General features: G+C 66.6%; 17 protein-coding genes. 9 read left to right on the top strand and 8 right to left on the bottom strand.

Annotation, left to right across the window (positions count from 1 at the left end; translation table 11 throughout):
- The first annotated feature begins 69 nt into the window (after positions 1-69).
- Positions 70-372, top strand: a complete 303-nt coding sequence (locus tag ACO05N_RS03045) for a polyhydroxyalkanoic acid system family protein (protein WP_422055722.1) — start codon at positions 70-72, stop codon at positions 370-372.
- A 74-nt stretch (positions 373-446) separates the two neighbouring features.
- Positions 447-668, top strand: a complete 222-nt coding sequence (locus ACO05N_RS03040; RefSeq protein ID WP_422055721.1) for a hypothetical protein — start codon at positions 447-449, stop codon at positions 666-668.
- On the opposite strand, the gene ACO05N_RS03035 is transcribed toward ACO05N_RS03040, so the two are convergent.
- The 6 genes from ACO05N_RS03035 to miaB all read right to left on the bottom strand — a co-directional run bounded on the left by ACO05N_RS03035 (position 662) and on the right by miaB (position 8,034).
- The gene (locus tag ACO05N_RS03035) at positions 662-1,999 is read right to left on the bottom strand and encodes a PQQ-dependent sugar dehydrogenase (protein WP_422055720.1); all 1,338 of its coding nucleotides are present in this window, start codon (positions 1,997-1,999) and stop codon (positions 662-664) included. The two genes, ACO05N_RS03040 and ACO05N_RS03035, sit on opposite strands and share 7 nt — an antisense overlap.
- 3 nt (positions 2,000-2,002) lie before the next feature.
- Complete coding sequence (locus ACO05N_RS03030) at positions 2,003-2,911, bottom strand: hemolysin family protein (protein WP_422058692.1); 909 nt, start codon at positions 2,909-2,911, stop codon at positions 2,003-2,005.
- An 8-nt stretch (positions 2,912-2,919) separates the two neighbouring features.
- Positions 2,920-3,429, bottom strand: a complete 510-nt coding sequence (ybeY, locus tag ACO05N_RS03025) for an rRNA maturation RNase YbeY (protein WP_422055719.1) — start codon at positions 3,427-3,429, stop codon at positions 2,920-2,922.
- On the bottom strand, positions 3,422-4,426 hold the full coding sequence (locus tag ACO05N_RS03020) for a PhoH family protein (protein WP_422055718.1): 1,005 nt from the start codon (positions 4,424-4,426) through the stop codon (positions 3,422-3,424). The genes ybeY and ACO05N_RS03020 overlap by 8 nt, the downstream gene beginning before the upstream one ends.
- A 252-nt stretch (positions 4,427-4,678) precedes the next feature.
- Positions 4,679-6,556, bottom strand: a complete 1,878-nt coding sequence (locus tag ACO05N_RS03015; protein ID WP_422055717.1) for a M61 family metallopeptidase — start codon at positions 6,554-6,556, stop codon at positions 4,679-4,681.
- 167 nt (positions 6,557-6,723) lie between these two features.
- A complete protein-coding gene (gene miaB / locus ACO05N_RS03010; protein ID WP_422055716.1) occupies positions 6,724-8,034 on the bottom strand; it encodes a tRNA (N6-isopentenyl adenosine(37)-C2)-methylthiotransferase MiaB in 1,311 nt (436 codons plus the stop codon).
- An 83-nt stretch (positions 8,035-8,117) separates the two neighbouring features.
- Here miaB and hisS point away from each other — a divergent pair, with 83 nt between their 5' ends.
- From hisS to ACO05N_RS02980, 6 genes are all read left to right on the top strand, one after another.
- Entirely contained in the window at positions 8,118-9,365 is a 1,248-nt protein-coding gene (gene hisS / locus ACO05N_RS03005) for a histidine--tRNA ligase (RefSeq protein ID WP_422055715.1), read from the top strand.
- Positions 9,362-10,435: a peptide chain release factor 1 gene (gene prfA / locus ACO05N_RS03000; protein WP_422055714.1), complete on the top strand. Its 1,074-nt coding sequence runs from the start codon at positions 9,362-9,364 to the stop codon at positions 10,433-10,435. The genes hisS and prfA overlap by 4 nt, the downstream gene beginning before the upstream one ends.
- A 142-nt stretch (positions 10,436-10,577) precedes the next feature.
- Positions 10,578-11,411: a peptide chain release factor N(5)-glutamine methyltransferase gene (gene prmC / locus ACO05N_RS02995; protein ID WP_422055713.1), complete on the top strand. Its 834-nt coding sequence runs from the start codon at positions 10,578-10,580 to the stop codon at positions 11,409-11,411.
- Between the two features lie 257 nt (positions 11,412-11,668).
- Entirely contained in the window at positions 11,669-12,424 is a 756-nt protein-coding gene (locus ACO05N_RS02990) for a DUF4167 domain-containing protein (RefSeq protein WP_422055712.1), read from the top strand.
- A 133-nt stretch (positions 12,425-12,557) separates the two neighbouring features.
- Entirely contained in the window at positions 12,558-13,910 is a 1,353-nt protein-coding gene (locus ACO05N_RS02985; protein WP_422055711.1) for a DUF4139 domain-containing protein, read from the top strand.
- Positions 13,911-13,920: 10 nt separating this feature from the next.
- Positions 13,921-15,477, top strand: a complete 1,557-nt coding sequence (locus ACO05N_RS02980; RefSeq protein WP_422055710.1) for a DUF4139 domain-containing protein — start codon at positions 13,921-13,923, stop codon at positions 15,475-15,477.
- Here ACO05N_RS02980 and ACO05N_RS02975 read toward each other — a convergent pair.
- Positions 15,474-15,758 carry a hypothetical protein gene (locus tag ACO05N_RS02975; protein ID WP_300501525.1) on the bottom strand — a complete coding sequence of 95 codons (285 nt, stop codon included), beginning with the start codon at positions 15,756-15,758 and terminating at the stop codon, positions 15,474-15,476. The genes ACO05N_RS02980 and ACO05N_RS02975 overlap by 4 nt on opposite strands.
- Positions 15,759-15,823: 65 nt before the next feature.
- Here ACO05N_RS02975 and ACO05N_RS02970 point away from each other — a divergent pair, with 65 nt between their 5' ends.
- Positions 15,824-16,252 carry a CBS domain-containing protein gene (locus tag ACO05N_RS02970; protein WP_422055709.1) on the top strand — a complete coding sequence of 143 codons (429 nt, stop codon included), beginning with the start codon at positions 15,824-15,826 and terminating at the stop codon, positions 16,250-16,252.
- A 33-nt stretch (positions 16,253-16,285) separates the two neighbouring features.
- Here the strand turns inward: ACO05N_RS02970 and ACO05N_RS02965 are convergent, their stop codons facing one another.
- Positions 16,286-17,755, bottom strand: a complete 1,470-nt coding sequence (locus tag ACO05N_RS02965; protein ID WP_422055708.1) for an oligosaccharide flippase family protein — start codon at positions 17,753-17,755, stop codon at positions 16,286-16,288.
- Positions 17,756-18,170 lie beyond the last annotated feature (415 nt).

The raw sequence follows: 18,170 nt of genomic DNA, 5'->3' as shown, positions 1-18,170 counted from the left end.
CTATCGGGCGGGACGGTGACAGATACAAGCATCGTGCGTTATGCAGTCACCACACCTAAAGGAAGCATCATGCCCGAACCCGTCATCGTCGATATCCCCCATAAGCTTGGCCGCGACGCGGCGCGGGCGCGGGTCGCGGGCGGGGTGGGGAAGATCGGGTCGATGTTCCCCGGCGGGGGCACTGTGGACGAGCGGTGGGAAGGCGACACGCTGCACTTTACCGTCAGCGCACTGGGGCAGAGCGTCGCCAGCCGGCTGGAGATCCATGACGCCCATGTCCATGCCGAAGTCGATCTGCCGCCGATGCTGGCGCTGTTCGCCGGCAAAATCCGTGAGAAGCTACTGCAGGAAGCGCCCAAGCTATTGAAATAGGGAACCTGCGTTCCCGCGCGCGGTTTTTCCGGGCGAGGAGACACGCGATGAACCGATCGCCCCGCCCGTGGCCCATGATTGCCGTCGCTCTGCTCGCCACCGGCGCGCTGGGCAGCTGTGCCGGCACGGTCGCAGCGCATTATACCGTGACCGGCATGCTCCCGCTCGCGCCGTCGGGCGGGGTGCCCGTCTATCAGGCCGAAGTGCGCGCGAGCGAGGCGGTGGCCGAAGCCAGCACCGGTTGGGGCGAGGAGGCCGGCTATTCCGACCTGTCCTACGCCGTCGCCGATTACTGACCCGGAGCGCTCACCCGCCAGATCGTATTGCCGACATCGTCCGCGACCAGCAGTGCGCCGGTGCGATCCGCCGTCACGCCGACCGGGCGTCCTTGCGCCTTGCCATTGGCATCGAGGAAGCCGGTGAGGACATCGACCGGCTTGGCATCGGGGACCGGCAGGCCGCGCTCGCCGAACGGCACGAACACGACCTTGTAGCCCGAGGCGGGCACGCGGTTCCACGATCCGTGCAGGCCGACGAACGCGCCCTTGGCGAACGCACTGCCGAGCTTGATGTCGGTCGCAAAGGTGAGGCCGAGCGGCGCAGTGTGCGGCCCCATCGAATAGCTTGGCCGTGCGCTATATTCCCGCAGATCCGGGCGCTCGGGCTGGACGCGCTTGTCGACATAGCCGCCCCAGTAATTCCACGGCCAGCCGAAGAACTGGCCGATCGTCACCTGGGTCAGATAATCGGGCGGGCCGTCGGAGCCGAGCATGTCGCGCTCATTGACCACGGTCCACAGCCGCCCGGTTTCCGGGTGCAGCGCCAGGCCGATCGGATTGCGCAGGCCCGCGGCGAAGATGCGGAAACGCTTCGCCTGCGGATCGACCTCAAGGATCGTCGCGCGGTTCTTTTCGACGTCGAGGCCCTTTTCGGCGATGTTCGATGCGGAACCGACGCTGACATAGAGCTTGCCCTCCGGCCCGGCGATCACGTCGCGGGTCCAGTGGTTGCCCCCGCCGGGCAGGTCGACGACCTTCTCGCCCTTGCCGGTGATCTTGGTCTCGCCCGGCTTGAACGGGAAGCGGATCAGGGCATTGTGGTTGGCGACGTAGAGCGTGTCTCCGACCAGCACCATGCCGAAGGGCGAATCGAGGCCATTGTCGGCGGTCAGCAGCACCGAGCGCGCTTCCGCCACACCATCGCCGTCGACGTCGCGCAGCAGGGTGATGCGGTTGGCCGAAGGGACGCCGGCTCCGGCGCGGTTCATCAGCTTCTTCATCACCCAGTTGGTGATGCCCCCTTCCTCACGCGGCGGGGAGTTGCTCTCGGCAACGAGCACATCGCCATTGGGCAGGCGGTAGAGCCAGCGCGGATGATCGAGCCCGGTGGCAAAGGCGTTGACCGCCAGCCCCTTGGCCGCGACCGGCTTGGTGCCGGCGGGCCAGCCCACCGCGTCGGCGATCTTGACCGTCGGGATCGTCTGTTCGCGCGGCGCGACCAGCTTGGGGCGCACGCCGCTCGTGTCCGCTACGCTGTGCTGCGCGACATCGGGACGCGACAGGAACCAATAGGTGCCGCCGCCGATGACGACGATTGCGGCGGTGGCGATCAGGAGTTTGCGGCGCAATGGTCAGTCCTCGATTTCAACTAATTCTTCGGGCGGGTGCAGGCGCAGGCGGCGGACGCGCGTGGCGTCGGCCTCCAGCACTTCGAGCGTCCAGCCGCTCGGGTGTTTCAGGCACTCGCCCGCTTCGGGCACATGGCCGGCGAGGATGAAGGCGAGGCCGCCGAGCGTCTCGATATCTTCCTCGACCTCGCCCAGCCGGGGGTCGATCGCCGCGGCGACATCCTCCAGCTCGGCGCGGGCATCGGCATCCCATCCGCCGTTGTCGAGCGGGACCCACAGCGCTTCGGGCGCGTCGTCATGCTCGTCGTCGATCTCGCCGACGATTTCCTCGACCAGGTCCTCGATCGTGATCAGGCCCTCGGTCCCGGAATATTCGTCGAGCACGACGGCGAGGTGCGTGCGGCTCGCCTGCATCTGCGCAAGCAGGTCGAGCGTGCCCATCGATTGCGGGACATAGAGCGGCTGGCGCATCAGATCGGTGATCTTCGACGGCGGCCCGGCCCCGGCGGCGAGGACGGCGAACACGTCCTTCACGTGGATCATGCCGATGACGCGGTCGAGCTTCTCGCGATAGACGGGCAAGCGGCTGTGCCCCGCCTCGGCAAAGATCTGGACCAGTTCGGCAAAGCTGGTCGCTTCGTCGACCGCGATGATGTCGGCACGCGGAACGCCGACATCGCCCGCATCGCGCTCGCCGAAATGAAGGAGGTTGCGGAGCATCTTGCGCTCGAGCGGAGAGAGGTCGCCCTTGGCGGGCTTGCTGTCGCCATCGGCCTCGTCGATCGCTTCCTCGATCCGCTCACGCAGGGTTTCATTGTGCTCTTCGCCGAAGAGCAGCGCGCGAAGGCCGCGCCATATTCCGCCTTCGCTACTACTGTCGCCGTTCCCGTTGCTACTGGGGCCGTCCGTCATGTTGGCGTTCAATCCTCGCATATCAGATAGGGGTCAGGGATCCCCAGAATTGCGAGCGCGGCGCGCTCCATCGACTCCATCGCTTCGGCTTCGGAATCCCCCTGATGGTCGTAACCTAGCAAATGCAGCACCCCGTGGACAATCAGGTGCGTCGCATGCTGCTCCACCGTGAAGCCCTTTTCCTCCGCCTCGCGCGCGCAGACGTCGTGCGCGAGGATGATGTCGCCCAGGATGACCTCGCCATCGTCGCTGTTCTGCGTCAGCGATTCGATCAGGTCGGGCTCGATCATCGGGAAGGACAGGACGTTGGTCGGCTTGTCCTTTTGCCGGTACTGCGCGTTGAGCTGATGCACCTCGGCATCGTCGGTCAGGCGCACCGCGACCTCGATCGCCGCAGCGCTGGTGGCGAGATAGCCATAGGGCGTCTGCGCGACCGCAGCGGCTGCGGCCCTGGCGCCGATCGCGGCCCAGTCGACGTCAGGCCAGCCGGGTTCGATCTGGACGGCGACCTCAAGCATGCTCGTTCTCATAGGCGTCGACGATGCGGCCGACGATCGGGTGGCGGACGACGTCGCCGATGCCGAAGCGCACGAACGCCATCCCGTCGATCCCCTCGAGCTTGTTGACCGCGTCGTTGAGGCCGCTCGCCGAGGGCCCGCCGGGCAGGTCGGTCTGCTTGGGGTCGCCGCACACCACCATCCGGCTATTCTGGCCGAAGCGGGTTAGGAACATCTTCATCTGCATCGGCGTGGTATTCTGTGCCTCGTCCAGGATGACGAAGGCGTCGGCGAGGGTGCGGCCGCGCATGAACGCGATCGGGGCAATCTCGATCTCGCCGCTCGCGATCCGCCGCTCGACCTGCTCGGCCGGCAGGCAGTCATAAAGCGCGTCGTAGAGCGGGCGCAGATAGGGGTCGACCTTATCCTTCATGTCCCCGGGGAGGAAGCCCAGCCGCTCCCCCGCCTCGACCGCCGGGCGGGAGAGGATCAGGCGCTTGACCGATCCGGTTATGAGCTGTGCCACCGCCTGCGCCACCGCGAGGTAGGTCTTGCCGGTGCCCGCCGGTCCCAATGCGAAGATGATGTCGTTGGAGATCAGCGCGCGCATATAGGTGGTCTGGGTCAGCGAGCGCGGGACGATCGTCTTGTTGCGCGTGCGGATCATGATGGGTGGTGCCGCGCCCTCGTCATTTTCCGCGCGGACGATGCCGGTCAGTAGCGGTTCGGTCGCCATCGCGATCACCGCGTCGATCAGCCCGGTGTCGATCGCCTCGCCTCGGATCACGCGGCTGTGCAGTTCGATCAGCACTTCGCGGGCATGGGCGACGGCCTCGGCGCTGCCCTCGATCACCACGCGCTGGCCGCGCGCATGGATATAGACGCCGAGCCGCTCCTCGAGCGCGAGGATGTTGCTGTCATATTCGCCGAACAATTGCGGAAGCAGCTGCGGGCGGTCGAAATTCACCTCGACGCGGGCGCGCTGACCTTGCTGGGCGGGGACGGGCTTGCGGCTCATGCGGTCCTTTCGCTGGCTAGACTGTCACGATGTCGCGCATCGATCGGTGTCGGCATTGGCTGACAATTCTGACAAAAATGCGCGTGTGGGGGCGACAGCGGGCCATGATGGGCCGAACCGGTGTGCAGCGCGGAGGTTCCGTTTCGCATGTCGTGCGGCGAGGATGGCAGAGCCGGAGCGGGTAGGACAGCGGAAATGATGCCTCTGACAGCGATTGGTACCGGGTGACGCAGCCGGGCAACACCAGAACAGTCAGTCCCCGCCGAGCCACGCCCGGCGGAAGGCGAGCTGCGCTGCCGTCGGTTGGCTGCCCGCCCTTTCGAGTGTCACGATCGCAAGCCTGGGGTCGGCCACCGGGGTGATCGTGGCACTGCCCGGCCCGGCGCGCGTCATGAAGGCGACCGCGACCGGCTGGCCCGGCCTGAGCGCGGCCAGCGCGGTGCGGAAGTCGGCCGGGGTGGCGATCGGCTTGCCGTCGAGGGCGGTGATCGTGTCGCCACGCGTCAGGCCGGCGGCATAGAGCGGGCTGCCGGGGACCGGGATTTCGGAGAGCGTGACGGGTTCGTCGCCGCCGCCGGCGACGTTGCTCGCGCCGATCCATCCCTTGCTGGCATCGGCGGGTCGGAGCACCAGACCGGCCTGGGCCAGCAAGAGCGCGAAATCGGGCAGGGCGCTGCCCCGGATATGCGCGTCGAAGAACTGCTTCGCAAAGGCCGGGTCGCGGGTCAGTTCGGCAAGGCCTGCCTCCAGATCGGCAGGGGTATAGGGTTTGACCGGCGCGAAGCCCTGCTGTGCCGCGCCGTTCCGCTGCCACAAGTGGCGCATATAGGCGTCGAGATCGCTGCCGAAGCGCTGGCGCAGCGTCAGGTCGAGCGCGAGCGCGACAACCGCGCCATAGGGGTAATAGGACGCGAAGATCCGCTCATTCACCGGGTCGATCGACGCGGCGGCATCGACGAACGGCGCGCGCAGGCTCATCTCCTGGGGCGAGCCATAGCGGCGCGCGGAGTTGTTGACGATGAAGTCGAGCGTCCCGCCAAGGCTGGCGAGATAAGCGTCGAGCGGCATTTCGCCGGCGCGGCGGATGGCCAGAGGGCCGTAATATTGGGTGAAGCCTTCCGCGAACCACAAGGACGGGGTCGGGTCGGCCTGGGTGAAGTCGAACGGCTCCAGCTCGGCCGGGCGCAGCCGCTCGACATTCCAGGCGTGGATGAATTCGTGGCTGAGCGTACCGAGCTGGGCGAACTTGCCCGCCGCCAGCGTGCGCGGCTGGCTGATGATCGTCGAGTTGCGATGCTCCATCCCGTCGCCGCTGATCTGCGGCACATAATCGGCGATGAAGGTATAGGTGCCGAAATCGAACTCGGGCGCGGTGCCGAAGATGCGGATCTGTTCGGCGACGACCTTCTTGGCCTTCTCCGCATAGGCGTCGATGGTTTCGGGCGTGTCGGCGCTGTGCACGGCGAGGCGGATCGTCTGGGTCTTGCCGCCCGAGCTGATCGTCCATTCGCGCAAATGATGTTCGGACAGCTCGGTCGGGCTGTCGAGCAGATACTGGAGGTGCGGCGCCCAGAAGGTCGTGGCGCTGCCGCCGACCGGCGCGAGCTGGGTCGCGATCTTCCATTTCGGGTCGGCGGGGCGGAAGGTGACGCGGATCGGGCGGTCGTCATAGCCCGCCGCCCAGATCAGCGTCGCGGGCATGTTGAGATGCGCGTGGGTCTGGTCGATCTGGCTGTAGGTGCCATCGCCACGGTCGCCATAGAGGGTGTAGGCAAAGGTGACGGTGCCGTCATGGCCGCTGACGCGCCAACTATAGGGATCGTTGCGGTCGATCGTCAGATCGCGGCCCGCGCCGTCTTTCGCCGTGACCGAATAGACGTTCTTGGCGAATTCATGGATCGCGTAACGACCGGGGGAGGAGCGGGCCATGCGGAACTCGACCGCGCCGGGCTTGAGGTCGCGATAGGTGACCGCGATCCGCGCCTCACGCTGCGCGGCATTGTCGAAGCTCAGATCGTAGGAGACCGGGGCGTTGGGGCCGGGGTCCTGGGCCTGCTGAGCCAGCGCGGTGGTGGCAAGGAGGAGCGGCGCGGCGAGCGCGAACAGGCGCGCGGTCGAGGTCAGGTGCATTGGGGGAAAGTGGCGGAGCGGGCGGGGCGTGTCCAGCACCTGCCGACCTCACTTGTCACCCCGGCCTTGTGCCGGGGCCCACCGGGAGACGAGGCGCGAAGCAAGAGCTTTGAGCGCTGGAGGTGCGGCACAGTGGACCCCGGCACAAGGCCGGGGTGACGATAGGTTCAGGCCGCCACACCCGCCAGCGAGTTCGGACCGGCGCTGTCAATCCGCACCCGCACCAGATCGCCGATCGCCGCGTCGGTCATCAGATGGATCGATTGCAGCCAGGGCGATTTGCCAAGCATCTGACCCGGTAGCTTGCCCTTCCGTTCGATGAGGACGTCGCAAATCTTGCCGACGCTGGCGGCGTTGAACGCGGCCTGATCGCGGTTGAGTGCGGCCTGCAGGCGCTGCAGGCGGTCGTCCATCACCTCTTCGGGCACCGCGCCGTCCATGTCCGCGGCCGGGGTGCCGGGGCGGGGGGAGTATTTGAAGCTGAAACACTGGGCATAGCCGACCGCGTCGACGAGGCTGAGCGTATCGCGGAACTCCGCCTCGGTCTCGCCGGGGAAGCCGACGATGAAGTCGCCCGACAGCGCGATATCCGGCCGCGCCGCGCGGACGCGGTCGAGGATCGCCAAGTACGAATCGCGGCTGTGGCTGCGGTTCATGGCTTTCAGGATACGATCATTGCCCGCCTGCACCGGCAAATGGAGGAAGGGCATCAGCTTTTCGACCTCCGCATGCGCGCGGATCAGGCCTTCCTTCATGTCGTTGGGGTGGCTGGTGGTGTAGCGGATGCGCGCCAGCCCATCGATCTTGTCCAGCGCGGCGATCAGGCCGTGCAGGCCGGTGCCCTCGGCATCGTCCCATGCGTTGACGTTCTGGCCAAGCAAGGTGATCTCACGCGCGCCGGCGTCGACCAGCGACTTGGCTTCGTCGACGATCGTCGCGAACGGCCGACTGACCTCGGCGCCGCGTGTATAGGGCACGACGCAATAGGTGCAGAATTTGTCGCACCCTTCCTGCACCGTCAGGAACGCGGTCGGGCCGGTCTTGCGGCGGGCGGGGAGCGCACCGAACTTCGCGATGGCGGGCATGTCGGTGTCGATCGCGCGGCCTTGAGCCGCAGCTTGAGCGACGAGGTCGGGCAGGTTGTGATAGGCTTGCGGGCCGACGACGATGTCGACCTTGGCGCGGTTCGCGATTTCCTCGCCCTCGGCCTGCGCGACGCAGCCCGCGACGGCGATCATCGGCGCGGAACGATCGGCAAGGCGCGCGGATTTGCGGACGCGGCCGATGTCCGAATAGACCTTCTCGGTCGCCTTTTCGCGGATGTGGCAGGTGTTGAGGACGACCAGGTCGGCGCTGTCGGCGTCTGCCGCTGCGGTCATGCCCTGTGCTGCCATCAGCTCGGCCATGCGCTCGCCGTCATAGACGTTCATCTGACAGCCGAAGGATTTGACGTGATAGGTCTTGGGGGTGGAGGTCATGGCGCGGGCCTATAGTGGATTGGCGGGGGCCGCGAAACCGCCTCTGGTGTTCCGCCCGCGCTGCCAATAGATAGCCGCCGCAAATGGCACGGATCGAAACCCCCCGCCGCGTGCGTGGCACGCAGGACATCTTTGGCGACGAGCAGCGCCGCTTCGCCCGCGTGGTCGAGGCGTTCGAGCATGTGCGGCGGCTCTATTGTTTCCAGCAGGTTCAGGTGCCGGTGTTCGAATCCACCGGGGTGTTCGCGCGATCGATGGGCGAGACCAGCGATGTCGTATCGAAGGAAATGTACACCTTCCCCGACCGTGGCGACGAGCTGCTGACGTTGCGGCCGGAGTTCACCGCGGGGATTTGCCGCGCGTATATCACCGAGGGGTGGCAGCAATATGCGCCGCTCAAGCTGACCACGCATGGCCCGGTGTTTCGGTATGAGCGCCCGCAAAAGGGCCGGTATCGCCAGTTCCACCAGATCGATGCCGAGATCATCGGCGCGGCCGAACCGCAGGCCGATGTCGAGCTGCTGACGATGGCCGACCAGCTGCTCAAGGAGCTGGGCGTCGCCGAGGGCGTGACGCTGCAGCTCAACACGCTGGGCGATGCGGAGACGCGGGAGGCGTGGCGCGCGGCGCTGGTCGCGCATTTCGAGGCGCATCGCGGAGAGTTGAGCGAGGACAGCCTGACGCGGCTCGAGAAGAACCCGATGCGGATTCTGGATTCGAAGGATCCGCGCGACCGGCCGATTGCGGATTCGGCGCCGGACATCGACGCTTATCTGACAGATGAGGCGCGGGCGTTTTTCGAGGCAGTGACGAGCGGGCTCGACGCGGCGGGTGTCGCCTGGACGCGCAATGCGCGGCTGGTGCGCGGACTCGACTATTACCGGCACACGGCGTTCGAATTCGTGACCGACCGGCTGGGTGCGCAGGGCACGGTGCTGGCCGGCGGGCGCTATGACGGGCTGATCGGCAATCTGGGCGGGCCGGAGACGCCAGGCGTGGGCTGGGCTGCGGGGATTGAGCGGCTGGGGATGTTGCTGGCGGAGCCAGAGGCTGAGACGCTGCAGGTCGCGGTCGTAGTCGAGCGCAATGGCTACGAGGCCAAGGGCGTCGAGATGGTTGCCGCGCTGCGGCGCGCGGGCGTGGTCGCTGAGCTGGTCGCGACGGGTAGCCCCAAGAAGCGCTACGACAAGGCGGTGAAGCTCAATCCGGCGGAGATCGTGTCAATCGATGTCCGCGACGACGCACTGTCGATCAATCGCAGGACGCTGAGCGCCGACACGGTCGATGGCGACGCGGTTGCGGCGGTGATGGCCGCACTGGCGGCGATGTGACCCGCATTTCCCCCGAGCGGATCGCGCAGATCGAGGCGCGGCGGGATGAGTTGTCGGCGATGATGGCGACCGGCGACCTGCCGTCGGATCGCTTTGTCGCGGTGTCCAAGGAATATGCCGAGCTGGAGCCGGTCGCGGCAGCGGCGGGCGAGGTGCGGCGGCTGCGCGCCGAGGCGGTGAGCCTGGCTGCAATGACGCGCGAGGCGGATGCCGAGCTGCGCGCGATGGCGGCGGAGGAATTGCGCACGAACGAGGCGGCGCTGGCGCAGGCCGACCACGCCCTTGCGCTGGCGCTGCTGCCGCGTGACGCGGCGGACGAGCGCGCGGCGATGCTCGAAATCCGCGCCGGGACCGGCGGGGACGAAGCAGGGCTGTTCGCGGGCGATCTGCTGCGCATGTACACCCGCTATGCCGAGCGGCAGGGGTGGAAGGTCGAGTTGATCTCTGCGTCCACCTCCGAAGCCGGGGGTTACAAGGAAGTGGTCGCGAGCGTCGCGGGCAAGGGCGTGTTCGCCAAGCTGAAGTTCGAGAGCGGCGTGCATCGCGTTCAGCGCGTGCCCGTGACCGAGAGCGGCGGGCGTATCCATACGTCGGCGGCGACCGTCGCGGTGCTGCCCGAGGCGGAAGAGGTCGATGTCGAGATCCGCAACGAGGATCTGCGCATCGACATCTATCGCGCGAGCGGCGCGGGCGGGCAGCACGTCAACACGACCGATTCGGCGGTGCGATTGACGCACGTGCCGACGGGCCTCGTGGTGATCCAGCAGGACCAAAGGTCGCAGCACAAGAACCGCGACAAGGCGATGCAGGTGCTGCGCACGCGGCTGTATGAGCTGGAGCGCGAGCGGCTGGCGAGCGAGCGGTCGGGCGCGCGCAAATCGATGGTCGGATCGGGCGACCGGTCGGAGCGGATCCGCACGTACAACTTCCCGCAGGGGCGGGTGACCGACCACCGGATCAACCTGACCCTCCACCGCCTGCCCGAGATTCTCGAGGGGGAGATGGACGAGCTGGTCGGCGCGCTGGTGGCGGAAGATGAGGCGGAGCGGCTGGCGGCGCTGGATTCGTGATCGCCGGGCGACTGCCTAACGGTTGTCACCGCGGCCTTGTGCCGGGGTCCACGGTGCCGCGCTCTCTGCGCTCAAGCCTTTGGCTTTTCGCCTCGACTTTAAGTGGACCCCGGAACAAGTCCGGGGTGACGAGGGGGGTGGGGTGAGCGTCGGGTCCGTCCGTGCCGCCATCGCCGATGCGGCCGCGCGCATTACCTCCGCCTCCCCGCGCCTTGATGCCGAACTACTCATGGCGCATGCCTTGGACGTGTCGCATCAGGATTTGTTGTTGAAGCATCTTGGCGATCCCGCGCCGGACGGGTTCGCGGGGCTGGTCGAACGACGGCTGGCCCATGAGCCGGTCGCCTATATCACCGGGTCGCGCGGGTTCTGGACGGTCGAGATCGGCGTCGGCCCCGGCGTGCTGGTGCCGCGTGCGGACAGCGAGACGCTGATCGAGGCGGCGGTGGCACATTTTGCCGGGAGCAATGGGCCGGGGCGGGTGCTGGACCTGGGGACCGGGCCGGGGACGTTGTTGCTCGCGGCGTTGGCGGAATGGCCTGGCGCCACGGGTGTCGGGGTCGATGCGTCCGATACCGCGCTCGACTATGCGCGGCGCAACGCAGGAGCTTTGGGTGTCGCGGAACGGGTCGATCTGCGGCGCGGCGATTGGGCCGCGGGCCTTGTCGGCCAGTTCGACCTGGTCCTGTGCAACCCGCCCTATATCGGCGCGGCCGAGGAACTGGGGCCGGAGGTGCGCGAGCATGAGCCGGCGTCCGCGCTGTTCGCAGGGGCCGAGGGCCTCGACGATTATTGCCGCATCATTCCCGACCTGCCCCGGCTGCTTGCGCCGGGCGGCATGGCGGTGCTGGAGATCGGCTGGACGCAGTGGGAGGCCGTGTCGGCGCTGATGCGTGGCGCGGGGCTCGATCCTGTGCTGCATCACGATCTGGGCGGACGCCCGCGCGCGGTTGCGGCAAAAATGCCGCGAAATTGAACTATCGATGCGCTGCACCAATATAAGGCTTGGAGATTGTTGCCGCGCGGGCTAAGGATGAGCCCGGGGCAGGCACCGGCAACCTAAATCGTTGAAAAGGTTTGCCGACCCAAATCAAGGCATGCGCGCTGCTGATTGTCCGGCAGCCATGCGGGAGCCGTTTCGGTCCGATGGGCCGTGACGGCGTGCGGTGTAACACGCATCCGGGATCGCTGTTTGACCGATGGCGGATTGAGTAAGGACAGGACACACAGACGTTGATCAACAATCGTCAGGCGAACAACGGTCGCCGTCGCGGCCGTGGTGGCCAGCGCCAGCAGGGCGGCGGCAACAACCCCAATTCGGGCAACCGCATCGACAATCGCGCACGTGGCAACGCCGCGCAGCTGCTTGAGAAATACAAGAACCTCGCTCGCGACGCGCAGATGGCGGGCGATCGGGTGAACACCGAATATTATCTGCAGTTCGCGGATCACTACTTCCGCGTGCTGGCCGAAAGCCGTTCGCGCTTCGAGGACCACAATCCGCAGCGCCGCCAGCGCGACGAGTTCGACGGCGACGAGGACGAGTTCGAGGGCGACGAGGGTCCGCGCGGCGAGACCGGCGACGAGGGCGACGAGCAGGCCGAGCGTCAGGCACCTGGCGATCGCGACAATCGTGACCGGGGCGAGCGCAACGAACGCCGTCCGCGCCGCGAGCGCGATGGACGCGACAATCGTGACGGCCGCGATCGCGACAATCGCAACCGCGATGACCGCCGCGAGCGTCAGCCGCGTGGCGTCGAGGGCGAGGAAACGCCGGTCGCCGCGAACGAGGATGAGGTGCCGGTCGAAGAACGTCGTCCCCGCCGTGGCCGTCCGCGCCGCGACGAGGCGAGCAGCGATGCGGGACATGGCGGCGATATCGCCGCGGTGCTGCCCCCCGCGCTGGGCGTCGAGGGCGAGGTGGTCGAGGTCAAGCCGCGCCGCCGCCGCGTGAAGAAGGAAGAGGGCGAGCCGGAAGCGGCCGAATAAGCGCCATTCTCCTCCATAAAATACAGGCCGGTCCGTAGCTTACGGGCCGGCCTTTTTTATGTCCTGATCCCTTGACCGTTGACATCGGGAGCCGGGTCGCGATGGTGCGGCAACCAGATCGAAGGGGGATGCGATGCGGCGGACGACGTTGGCGCTTGTGGCTGGAGCCGCACTTTCCGGAACGACGCTGGCGACTCCCGTCCTTGCGCAGACTGCCCAGGGCGACGTTGCGGTCACCATCTACAACAACAATCTGGCGTTGGTGCAGGACAAGCGCGAGATGCGCCTGCCCGCAGGCAAGTCGAAGCAGGACTTCCCCGACGTCGCGGGACAGATCCGCCCTGAAACGGTCACGATCGGCGCGCCGGGCGCAACCATCGTTGAACAGAATTTCGATTTCGACCTGCTTTCCCCCGAGGCGCTGATGGAAAAGGCCGTCGGCCAGTCGGTGACGGTGGTGCGCGGCGGACAGAATCTTCCGGCCAAGGTGCTCGCCTATAATGACGGCACCGTGGTCGAGATTGGCGGACGGATCGAGGTGCTGGGCAAGGACGACCGGGTGATCTTCCCGTCGCTGCCCCCGTCGTTGCGCGCACGGCCGACCCTGTCGGTGACACTGGACGCCGATGCGGCGGGCGCGCGGCCGGTGACGCTGAGCTACCTGACCTACGGGATGGGCTGGAAGTCCGACTATGTCGCGCTGTTCGACGAAAAGGCGGGCAAGATCGACGTGCAGGGCTGGCTGACGCTGACCAACAATAGCGGCGTGACCTACAGCAACGCCAGCACCTTGCTCGTTGCGGGTGCGGTCGGCGGTGGCGGCCGCGGGGCGTCGTCAGCGATGGTACCGGGAACCGAGACCGCCGGGCGTGAGCGGATCGGCGACTTCTATGTCTATCCAATCCCCGGCCGTACGACGATTGCGCAGCGCCAGCAGAAGCAGGTCAGCTTCCTCGACGTCGCGGGCGCGCCGGCGGCCAAGGCCTATGCCTATCGCAACCCGTGGCTGGGGCGGCAGGATCAGCCGCGCAGCGTCGACACGGTACTGCGTTTCTCGTCCTCGAAGGAAGGTGGCCTTGGCGATGCACTGCCCGCGGGGACGGTGCGCATTTATATGCGGGACGCGCGCGGAGCGCCGCAGTTCATCGGCGAGAATGCGATCCCGCACACGCCCATGGGGTCGCGGCTGGCGATCAAGACCGGCGAGGCGTTCGACGTGAAGGTCAAGTCGGTGGTCCAGACGCGCGAGCGCGCGGGGTCGACCAAGTGGCGCACGACGATGGTCTATACGCTGACCAATGCGCGGCCCGACGCGGTGGTGGTCGAGCTGTCGCAGGGCGGGCTCGACAGCTGGTGGAAGGACACGCGGATCCTGGAGGAGACGCAGGCGAGCGAACGGATCAACGCTGACGAGGCGCTGTGGAAGGTAAGCGTGCCCGCCAATGGCGAGGCAACGCTGACCGCGACCTTCGAAACGCGTTACTGAGCTGCGGCCGATGCGGCTGCCCGCCCTGTTGCTGATCGCGACGGTGCTCGCCGATACGGGTGGGGCGTCGGCGCAAAGCATGCAGACATCCGCCGGACCGGATTCGGTGGGAGTCACCATCTATCGCGCGCCCAACCGCGACGCCGACCAGAAAATCGATCTGGGCTGGCTTGGCGGTTATGCGCTGATTACCGAGACGCGGACGGTGACGATTCCTGCCGGGCGCGCGGTGATCCGGTTCGAAGGCGTGGCGTCGGGCATATTGCCGGAAAGCGCGATCGTCACCGGGCTGCCTGCCGGGGTGCGTGAAAAGAACCTCGACGGGGATCTGCTGTCGCCCTCCAGCCTTTATCGCCGCGGCTTTGCCCGGCCGGTCACGCTGCGCCGCACCCGCGATGGCAAGACCGTGGAGGAGCGCGCCATCATCCGCTCCGGTCCGGCGGGCGCGGCGATCGTCGAGACCGAGCGCGGGATCGAGGTGCTCAATTGCGGCCCGACCGAGGATGCCATCGCCTATGACGGCGTGCCGGAGGGGCTGTCGGCCAAGCCGACCCTGTCGGTCGAGACCGATTCCCCGCAGGGCGGGACCGCGACGATTACGCTGTCCTACCTCGCCTGGGGGTTCGACTGGCAGGCGAACTATGTCGCTACGCTGCGTGATGGCGGGGGGACGGCAGCCGGGGTGCGGACCGCCGACCTGTTCGCCTGGGTAACGTTGGCGAGTACCGACATGACCAGTTTTGTCGATGCCGACACGATGGTCGTTGCGGGCAAGATCAACCGGACGACGGGACGAACACGCAACCCGTTCGAGACGGTCGAGGAGTTCGAATTCCGCTGCTATCTGCCTGACGGCGGCAGTCTAGCGCCGCCCCCGCCCCCCCCGCCGCCGCCCCCGCCGCCGCCGCCCGCGATGATGGCGCCGCCGATGGCGCGCGAAGAGGTCGTGGTGACCGGCGCACGGGTACGCATGGCGGTCCAGGAGAATCTGGGCGATCTGAAAGCCTATCGCATCCCTGATCGCACCACCGTCGCCGCCAAGGCTCAGAAGCAGGTCGCAATGCTGGCGAAGGACGCGGTGCCGGTGCGCATCGTCTACGCGTCAGACATCGGATTCGGCGGTGCCGAGCAGCCGCAAATCCTGCTTCGCGCGCAGAACAAGGAGAGCGATGGGCTGGGCCTGCCGCTCCCCGCCGGGCCGGTCGCGCTGTTCGAGCGGCAGGGCGAGCGCTCGCTGCTGATCGACGAATCGAGCACCGGCGACAAAGCGGTGGGTGAAGAGGTCGAGGTCAAGTTTCCCGCGACCGCCAATGTTACGCTGGAGCTGAAGCAGCAGCAGCCCGAGCCGCGCCGCTATGCATTCGAGCTGATCGTGCGCAACGCCAACCCTTTCCCGGTGCAGTTCGAGGGTGAGTTCGATATCGACCCGCCGCTGATGCGCGGGGCTTCGGCCAAGCTTGGCACGAAGGATGGCCGGAATCTGTGGGCGGTCACGGTGCCCGCAAACGGATCGCGTACGCTGGCCTATACGGTGCAGCTGCCTCCCCCGCCCAACCCGCAGCGTTAGTCCCGCTTTTTCTCCGTCGCGTCGCGCGAACGTTCGTCATGGCCGGTGCCGGAACTGAGGAACACCAACCCCATCAGCGCGCCGCCGAGCAGGATCGACAGCCCGACCCCGATCGCCATCGCGATCGACGCGTGCAGCTGGAACTCTCCCACTGCGATATAGAGCGCGACCACCGCGACGATCGCGGAGGTCAGCGACAGCAGCCCGACAAAGCCGAAGATGCGGCGGTAACGGCGCCAGGCGAGGCGCGCATAATCGGGATTGTCGAGGTTGGGTTCCATGCCCTTTCATTTGGGGACGAATCGTGGGACTCTCAACCGCCTCAACAGGACAAAGGAGACTGACGATGTCGATCGCAGCAATCCTGGGCGGGAAGGGGAGTGATGTCGTGAGCATCGGCGGTGACGCCAGTGTGCGCGATGCCGTCGCCCTGCTCGCCAACCGGCGCATCGGCGCGGTGCCGGTGGTCGAAGACGGCAACGTCGCCGGCATCTTTTCCGAGCGCGACGTGATTCATTGCCTGAAACGTGACGGACCGGCGGCACTCGACCGGTCGGTGCGCAGCGTGATGACGGCGCCGGCGATCACCGTGACCCGTGACGAATCGGTACTCGGCGCATTGTCGCTGATGACGCAGCGGCGGATCCGGCATCTTCCGGTGGTGGAGGGCGGCGCACTGCTCGGCTTTGTATCGATCGGCGATCTGGTCAAATTCCGGATCGAGAAGATCGAGGCCGAGGCGGAGCAGATGCGGGCCTATATTCAGACGGCATAACTCAGCGACGGGTGCTGCCGGGTCGGACGTCCGTTACCGCCGAATCATCGCGATCGCGTCCTCAACGGTCGCGCGCGCGAAGAACCATAGCCACGCGCCGTAGACCGTGGCGCCCACTCCGGTCAGCAGCAGCAGATGGGGCAGGGGGGCGAGCGGCGGGAGCAGCCGGTCGATCAGGCCGACGACCAGCGCCATCCCGACCGCAGCCGAGATCGGGGGCAGGATCGCGCCGAACCACGCGCCCCAGCTCAGGCCGATTTCCGGCAGGCTGCGCACAGCGGTGAACAGCAGAAAGACCGGCCACACCGCGATCCATGACCAGGCAAGTCCGGTCACTCCCCATTTGACCCCGATCAGAAATGCGACGGGAAGCAGAAGCGCGCCGATCACCGCGATCTGGGCCCCCAGACCCGGGCGACCACGCGCGTCGGTCGCCGGGGCGAACAGCACCTGCAGCGTCATGAACGGCATCGCGAGCGCGAGCAGCTGGACGACGGGTGCGGCCTCGATCCATTTTTCGCCGAGTGCGACATGGACCAGAGGGTCGGCGGTCACGGCCAGCCCGAGATAGAAGGGCATGGCGACGACCATGATCAGCCGAACCGACCGCGCAAAGGCAGTGGCGCTGCCCGCGGCATCGCCCTGCATCCGCGCATAGGCGGAGAATGCGACCTCGTTCAGCGCAGGGATGAATTTCTGGACCAGAATCTGGGTCAGGAACAGGCTGGTGGTATAGATGCCGAGCCAGTGGGGATCGAAACTGCGCCCGGCGATGAAGACGTCCGACTGGCTCTGCACGAACCAAAAAAACTGGCCCGTCGCGATCAGCCCGCCGAATCGCGCAATCTCGCCCGCGCCGCGAAAATCGAAGCTTGGCCACATCAGTGATCCGGCCGCCCAGGTGATGCCGATCGCGCGTGTCCCGAACAGGACGATCGGTGCGAGGACCAGCGTCCACACGCCAAGGCCAGCATAGGCCCCCGCCACGGCGGCGAGCGCGCCGGCGACGGCGGAGACGAGATTGACCTGTGCCTGTTTGCGAAAATCCATCGCGCGCGCGAGCAGCGCATAAGGAAAGGCGATGAACGGCGTCGCTATATAGAGCAGCGCCTGAACGCGGAGCAGATCGGCCACGATCGGCTGGCGATAATAGGCCGCCGCGAGCGGGGCGGCGAGGAACTGAAGCGCCGCTAGGCCGAAGTTGAGCAGCAGAAGCATCCCGAACAGCTGACGGATCGCACGATCGTCGACCTGCGCCTTCTGGATCAGCCCGCCGGCGAGCCCATAGCCATTGAGGAGGTTGAGCAGCACCAGGATCACCTGGGTCATGGCGAACAGGCCGTAATCGCCGGGGTCGAGCATACGAATCACGAGGAAGGTGGCGCCCCATGCGATGATCTGCCCCAGAATCTGTGTCCCGGAACGCCAGATTACCGCGCTACGCACCTGATTCCGCAGTGATTCACGGCCCTGATTCGTCGATTCGCTGGCTAACTGGGTCATTAGATGCCTATCGCAGACAGGTCTTGATGCCGCGTAAATCGCAGTTTTCTGGGGGTTTGAGGAGCGGCGCAACAAAAATGCAAAAACCCTGTTGACCGAATCCGAAGCCGCGCATAGAAGCCACTCCACCGACGCGGTGCTCCACACGGAACGCTTCGACGGTCACCAAAAACCAGGCGCACAAGTCGCCCCGATAAAAAGGGGTTAGGCGGTGCGCCGGTCTTTGTCGCTCTTTGAAATTGTGATTTTGATGAAGGGACATGTGGGCGGCGGCCCCGGGTCTGGCAGCTTCTAGGTGTCGGGTACTCGGTAAAATCAAGCCGTTCCATGGACTTTGCTTATCGGGGCTTCGGTTTCGGTGGTGAGGTTCAAACATGTCCTACACGTTTCCATTACGTGAAAGATTGTGCAGGAA

The sequence above is a fragment of the Sphingomonas sp. genome (assembly GCF_965227385.1).
GTDB lineage: Bacteria > Pseudomonadota > Alphaproteobacteria > Sphingomonadales > Sphingomonadaceae > Sphingomonas.
The sequence above is the reverse complement of the archived record's forward strand: the minus strand, read 5'-3'. Positions and strand labels throughout refer to the sequence as shown.

Bases quoted from the DNA above. Each gene is read 5' to 3' on its own strand.
- ACO05N_RS03020 (WP_422055718.1), bottom strand. From the start codon at position 4,426: ATGAGCCGCAAGCCCGTCCCCGCCCAGCAAGGTCAGCGCGCCCGCGTC.
- ACO05N_RS03040 (WP_422055721.1), top strand. From the start codon at position 447: ATGATTGCCGTCGCTCTGCTCGCCACCGGCGCGCTGGGCAGCTGTGCC.
- hisS (WP_422055715.1), top strand. From the start codon at position 8,118: ATGGCACGGATCGAAACCCCCCGCCGCGTGCGTGGCACGCAGGACATC.
- miaB (WP_422055716.1), bottom strand. From the start codon at position 8,034: ATGACCTCCACCCCCAAGACCTATCACGTCAAATCCTTCGGCTGTCAG.
- ybeY (WP_422055719.1), bottom strand. From the start codon at position 3,429: ATGCTTGAGGTCGCCGTCCAGATCGAACCCGGCTGGCCTGACGTCGAC.
- ACO05N_RS02985 (WP_422055711.1), top strand. From the start codon at position 12,558: ATGCGGCGGACGACGTTGGCGCTTGTGGCTGGAGCCGCACTTTCCGGA.
- ACO05N_RS02970 (WP_422055709.1), top strand. From the start codon at position 15,824: ATGTCGATCGCAGCAATCCTGGGCGGGAAGGGGAGTGATGTCGTGAGC.
- ACO05N_RS03045 (WP_422055722.1), top strand. From the start codon at position 70: ATGCCCGAACCCGTCATCGTCGATATCCCCCATAAGCTTGGCCGCGAC.
- ACO05N_RS02975 (WP_300501525.1), bottom strand. From the start codon at position 15,758: ATGGAACCCAACCTCGACAATCCCGATTATGCGCGCCTCGCCTGGCGC.
- ACO05N_RS03030 (WP_422058692.1), bottom strand. From the start codon at position 2,911: ATGACGGACGGCCCCAGTAGCAACGGGAACGGCGACAGTAGTAGCGAA.
- ACO05N_RS02980 (WP_422055710.1), top strand. From the start codon at position 13,921: ATGCGGCTGCCCGCCCTGTTGCTGATCGCGACGGTGCTCGCCGATACG.
- ACO05N_RS03015 (WP_422055717.1), bottom strand. From the start codon at position 6,556: ATGCACCTGACCTCGACCGCGCGCCTGTTCGCGCTCGCCGCGCCGCTC.
- ACO05N_RS02965 (WP_422055708.1), bottom strand. From the start codon at position 17,755: ATGACCCAGTTAGCCAGCGAATCGACGAATCAGGGCCGTGAATCACTG.